Origin of the sequence: Jatrophihabitans sp. (genome assembly GCF_051960575.1) — a bacterium.
GTDB lineage: Bacteria > Actinomycetota > Actinomycetes > Mycobacteriales > Jatrophihabitantaceae > JBQCEE01.
This window is the reverse complement of record NZ_JBQCEE010000224.1, coordinates 1-4,538: the sequence shown is the minus strand read 5'-3', so window position 1 is coordinate 4,538 and position 4,538 is coordinate 1. Positions and strand designations below refer to the sequence as shown.

Genomic DNA, 4,538 nt, shown 5'->3' with positions numbered 1-4,538 from the left:
TCTCGACCAGTTGCTTGCGTCCGCGGTAGAACTCGATCAGCGGGGCAGTCTGCTCGCCGTAGACCTCGAGGCGGTGCCGCACGGTGTCCGGACGGTCGGCGTCGCGCTGGTACAGCTCGCCGCCGCACTTGTCGCAGACGCCCTCGGTGCGCGGCTTGTCGTACTCGATGTGCCAGACGTGCCCGCACTTCTTGCAGGTACGCCGCCCGGACAGCCGCCGCACGACCTCGTCGTTGTCGACGTTGAGGTCGAGCACGACACCCAGCCGGGTACCGAGGTCGCCGAGGATGCCGTCGAGCTCGTAGGCCTGCGAGACGTTGCGCGGGAACCCGTCGAGCAGGAACCCGGGGGCGGCATCGGGCTCGCCGAGCCGGTCGCGCACCATCGCGTTGGTGACCTCGTCGGGAACCAGGTCACCGGCGTCCATGTACTTCTTCGCGAGCCGGCCGAGGTCGGTACCGCCCGAGACGTTGGCGCGAAAGATGTCTCCGGTCGAGATCTTGGGGATCCCGAAGTGCTCGGCGATGAACTCGGCCTGGGTCCCCTTCCCGGCGCCCGGAGGACCCACGAGCACGAGCCTCAACGCAGGAAACCTTCATAGTTGCGCTGCATGAGCTGGCTCTCGATCTGCTTCACGGTGTCCAGACCGACGCCGACCATGATCAGCACCGCGGTGCCACCGAACGGGAAGTTCTGGTTCTGGCCGCTGGTCAGGTTGAAGAAGAAGTTCGGCAGCACGGCCACGATGCCCAGGTAGAGCGAGCCGGGCAGGGTGATGCGCGACAGCACGAACTGCAGGTACTCGGCGGTCGGGCGCCCAGGTCGGATGCCCGGGATGAAGCCGCCGTACTTCTTCATGTCGTCGGCGCGCTCGACCGGGTCGAAGGTGATGCCGACGTAGAAGTAGGTGAAGAAGATGATCAGCGCGAAGTACACGACCAGGTAGACCCAGTTGGTCTGGTCGAGCAGGTGCTGGTTCACCCAGCGCTGGAAGCCGCTGACCTTGCCGTTGTCGCTGGTCAGCTGGCTGATGAGCTGCGGGATGTAGAGCAGCGACGAGGCGAAGATGACCGGGATGACACCGGCCTGGTTCACCTTCAGCGGCAGATAGGTGGACGTGCCGCCGAACTGCCGTCGACCGACCTGCCGTTTGGCGTACTGCACCGGGATGCGGCGCTGCCCCTGTTCGACGAAGACGACGGCGACGATGATCGCCAGGCCCAGCGCCAGGATCAGGGTGAAGACCAGGCCGCCGGCGTTCTGGAAGATGACGCGACCTTCGGACGGGATACGCGCGGCGATCGAGGTGAACATCAGCACGGACATGCCGTTGCCGACACCGCGGTCGGTGATGAGCTCGCCGAGCCACATGATGACGCCGGTGCCGGCCGTCATCGTGAGCACCATGACGGTGAGCGTCCAGATGTCCTGGTGGTACAGGATGCCGGTGCAGCCCTGGAACAGCTGGTTCGACCGCGCGAGCGCGATGAAGCCCGTCGACTGCAGGATCGCCAGGCCGATGGTGAGGTAGCGGCTGTACTGGGTCAGCTTCTGCTGCCCGGCCTGCCCCTCCTTCTTCAACTGCTCGAAGCGCGGGATCACCACGACGAGCAGCTGGATGATGATGCTGGCCGTGATGTAGGGCAGGATGCCGAGCGCGAAGACGGACAGCCGCAGCAGCGCGCCGCCCGAGAACAGGTTGATCAGCGAGTACAGGCTGGCGTTCGCGCCCTTGGTGGCCTGGCTGATGCAGTCGTTCAGCTTCGCGGTGTCGGTGTTCGGCGTCGGGACCGATGCACCCAGCCGGAACAGGGCGATGATCGCGAGCGTGAACAGCAGCTTCTTGCGCAAGTCCGGCGTCCGGAACGCCGAGGCGAAGGCGCTGAGCACGAATCCTCCTGCTACGACCGCGGTCGGGTCGCCGAGTGGGTCGGGGAACGTCCGAGACCGGCCGCCCGGGTGCTCAGGCTAACAGCCGGGTCGGCGGCGGGTGGACGAGTGGTGTTCGCCGAGGGCGAAGCACTCAGGTCGGAACGACTGGGAACGGCAGCGGGACGGGCCGACCCCCGCGTCGCGCAGACGCGGTGGTCGACCCGTCCCGGAACCGGACGACTGTGTCAGATGGTGGTGGCGGACCCGCCGGCCGCCTCGAGCTTGCTCTTCGCGCTGCCCGAGAAGGCGTTGGCGGTGACGTCGAGCTTCACGCCGCCGAGGTCGCCGTCGCCGAGCACCTTGACGAGCTCGCCCTTGCGGACGAGACCCGCCTGCACGAGGTCGACGACACCCACGGTGCCGCCCTGCGGGAACGCCTCGGCGAGCTTGTCCAGGTTCACGACCTGGAACTCGACGCGGAAGCGGTTCTTGAAGCCCTTGAGCTTCGGCAGCCGCATGTGCAGCGGCAGCTGGCCGCCCTCGAAGCCGGGGCGCACCTGGTAGCGCGCGCCGGTGCCCTTGGTGCCGCGACCGGCGGTCTTGCCCTTCGAGCCCTCACCGCGACCCACGCGGGTCTTCTTGGTGTGGGCGCCCGGGGCCGGACGCAGGTGGTGGACCTTCAAACCAGCCATCAGTCGACTTCCTCAACCTGGACGAGGTGCGGCACGGTGTTGATCATGCCGCGGATCTCGGGACGGTCCTCCTGCACGACGCTGTCGTGCATGCGCTTGAGACCCAGGGAGCGCAGCGTCTCCTTCTGGTTCTGCTTGTAACCGATGCCCGACTTGATCTGGGTGATCTTGAGCTTGGCCATCGTCAGCCGGCCTTTCCGGCACGCGCGCGCAGCAGACCGGCCGGAGCGACGTCCTCGAGCGGCAGGCCACGGCGGGCCGCCACCTCCTCCGGACGCACGAGCTGCTTCAGCGCGGCGACGGTCGCGTGCACGATGTTGATCGGGTTGTCGGAGCCGAGCGACTTCGACAGCACGTCATGGATGCCGGCGCACTCGAGCACCGCACGCACCGGGCCACCGGCGATGACGCCGGTACCGGGGCTGGCGGGCTTGAGCAGCACGACGCCGGCGGCCTTCTCGCCCTGCACCGGGTGCGGGATCGTCGACTGGATGCGCGGGACCTTGAAGAAGTTCTTCTTGGCCTCCTCGACACCCTTGGCGATCGCGGCCGGCACCTCCTTGGCCTTGCCGTAGCCGACGCCGACCGTGCCGTCGCCGTCGCCCACGATCACGAGGGCGGTGAAGCTGAAGCGCCGACCACCCTTGACGACCTTGGCGACACGGTTGATCGTGACGACGCGCTCGAGGTGCGGGCTCTTCTCCGGCGCGTTGTCGCGGCCGCGGCCGCCCTCACGCCGGTCGCGACGCTCGCCGCGCTGCCCGCTGTCGCCGCCCTGGCCGCCGGGTCCACCCGAGCGTCCACCTCGCTGAGGTCCAGGCATGTCAGAACTCCAATCCAGCTTCGCGGGCGGCGTCGGCGAAGGCCGCGAGCCGTCCGGTGTACGTGTTGCCGGCGCGGTCGAAGACGACCTTCGTGACGCCGGCGGCGCGGGCCGCCTCGGCCAGGGCCGTGCCGGCCGCCTTGGCCTGCGCGGTCTTGTCACCGTCGGTCGACTTGTAGGTCGAGGCCGACGCGAGCGTCACGCCCTTGCTGTCGTCGACGACCTGCGCGAACAGGTGCCGCGACGAGCGGGTGACGACCAGACGCGGACGCGCCTCGGTGCCGACGACCTTCTTGCGCAGGCGGAAGTGGCGGCGGGCCTTGCCGACCCGGCGCGCGGCGGAGATGCCGGCCGAGCGGCGCGGCTGCTTCGCGATCGTGGAGGCGCCCATTACTTCTTGCCAGCCTTTCCAGCCTTGCGGCGAATGACCTCGCCCTGGTACCGCACACCCTTGCCCTTGTAGGGGTCGGGCTTGCGCAGCTTGCGGATGTTGGCGGCGACCTCGCCGACCTTCTGCTTGTCGATACCCTCGACCACGAACTGGGTCGGCCGCTCGACGCGGAAGGTGATGCCCTCCGGCGGGGTGACCACGACGGGGTGCGAGAAGCCGAGCGCGAACTCGAGGTCGCTGCCCTTGGCCGTCACGCGGTACCCGGTGCCGACGATCTCGAGCGTCTTCGAGTAGCCCGCGGTGACGCCGGTGACCATGTTGGCGATGAGCGTGCGCGACAGGCCGTGCAGGGCCTTCGACGCGCGCTCGTCGTCCGGGCGGCTGACGGCGATGGTGCCGTCCTCCTGCGCGACGGTGATCGGCTCGGCCACGGTGTGGCTGAGCGAGCCCTTCGGGCCCTTCACGGTGACGGTGCGTCCGTCGATGGCGACGTCGACGCCGCTCGGGACGGGGATGGGGAGCTTGCCGATACGAGACATGAGACGACTACCAGCCCTTACCAGACGTAGGCGAGGACTTCCCCGCCCACTCCACGCTTGGCCGCCTGCCGGTCGGTCAGCAGACCGGACGAGGTGGAGATGATCGCGGTGCCGAGGCCGCCCAGCACGCGGGGCATGCCCGTCGACTTGGCGTAGACCCGCAGACCCGGCTTGGACACCCGGCGCAGCCCGGCGATCGAGCGCTCACGGTTCGGGCCGAA

The 4,538-nt window shown here is 68.6% G+C and carries 8 protein-coding genes; all 8 read right to left on the bottom strand.

Going from position 1 to position 4,538, the window contains the following annotated elements; all coding sequences use genetic code 11:
- A partial coding sequence (locus ACTHMS_RS12425) for an adenylate kinase (protein ID WP_440306980.1) occupies positions 1–583 on the bottom strand: 583 nt, incomplete at its 3' end.
- Positions 580–1,890, bottom strand: a complete 1,311-nt coding sequence (secY, locus tag ACTHMS_RS12420; protein WP_440306979.1) for a preprotein translocase subunit SecY — start codon at positions 1,888–1,890, stop codon at positions 580–582. The genes secY and ACTHMS_RS12425, both read right to left, overlap by 4 nt.
- A 227-nt stretch (positions 1,891–2,117) precedes the next feature.
- Complete coding sequence (gene rplO, locus ACTHMS_RS12415; RefSeq protein ID WP_440306978.1) at positions 2,118–2,564, bottom strand: 50S ribosomal protein L15; 447 nt, start codon at positions 2,562–2,564, stop codon at positions 2,118–2,120.
- The gene (rpmD, locus tag ACTHMS_RS12410) at positions 2,564–2,746 is read right to left on the bottom strand and encodes a 50S ribosomal protein L30 (RefSeq protein WP_440306977.1); all 183 of its coding nucleotides are present in this window, start codon (positions 2,744–2,746) and stop codon (positions 2,564–2,566) included. The genes rplO and rpmD overlap by 1 nt, the downstream gene beginning before the upstream one ends.
- A 2-nt stretch (positions 2,747–2,748) precedes the next feature.
- The gene (rpsE, locus tag ACTHMS_RS12405) at positions 2,749–3,387 is read right to left on the bottom strand and encodes a 30S ribosomal protein S5 (protein ID WP_440306976.1); all 639 of its coding nucleotides are present in this window, start codon (positions 3,385–3,387) and stop codon (positions 2,749–2,751) included.
- Between the two features lies 1 nt (position 3,388).
- Positions 3,389–3,778: a 50S ribosomal protein L18 gene (gene rplR, locus ACTHMS_RS12400; RefSeq protein WP_440306975.1), complete on the bottom strand. Its 390-nt coding sequence runs from the start codon at positions 3,776–3,778 to the stop codon at positions 3,389–3,391.
- On the bottom strand, positions 3,778–4,317 hold the full coding sequence (rplF, locus tag ACTHMS_RS12395) for a 50S ribosomal protein L6 (protein WP_440306974.1): 540 nt from the start codon (positions 4,315–4,317) through the stop codon (positions 3,778–3,780). The genes rplR and rplF overlap by 1 nt, the downstream gene beginning before the upstream one ends.
- A gap of 17 nt (positions 4,318–4,334) precedes the next feature.
- Positions 4,335–4,538: 30S ribosomal protein S8 (gene rpsH / locus ACTHMS_RS12390; protein ID WP_440306973.1), on the bottom strand; the 204-nt coding region annotated here is incomplete at its 5' end.

What these genes read in the sequence shown, in the direction of transcription:
- rplO (WP_440306978.1), bottom strand. Translation starts at nt 2,564, where the DNA reads ATGGCTGGTTTGAAGGTCCACCACCTGCGTCCGGCCCCGGGCGCCCAC.
- rpmD (WP_440306977.1), bottom strand. Translation starts at nt 2,746, where the DNA reads ATGGCCAAGCTCAAGATCACCCAGATCAAGTCGGGCATCGGTTACAAG.
- rpsE (WP_440306976.1), bottom strand. Translation starts at nt 3,387, where the DNA reads ATGCCTGGACCTCAGCGAGGTGGACGCTCGGGTGGACCCGGCGGCCAG.
- rplR (WP_440306975.1), bottom strand. Translation starts at nt 3,778, where the DNA reads ATGGGCGCCTCCACGATCGCGAAGCAGCCGCGCCGCTCGGCCGGCATC.
- rplF (WP_440306974.1), bottom strand. Translation starts at nt 4,317, where the DNA reads ATGTCTCGTATCGGCAAGCTCCCCATCCCCGTCCCGAGCGGCGTCGAC.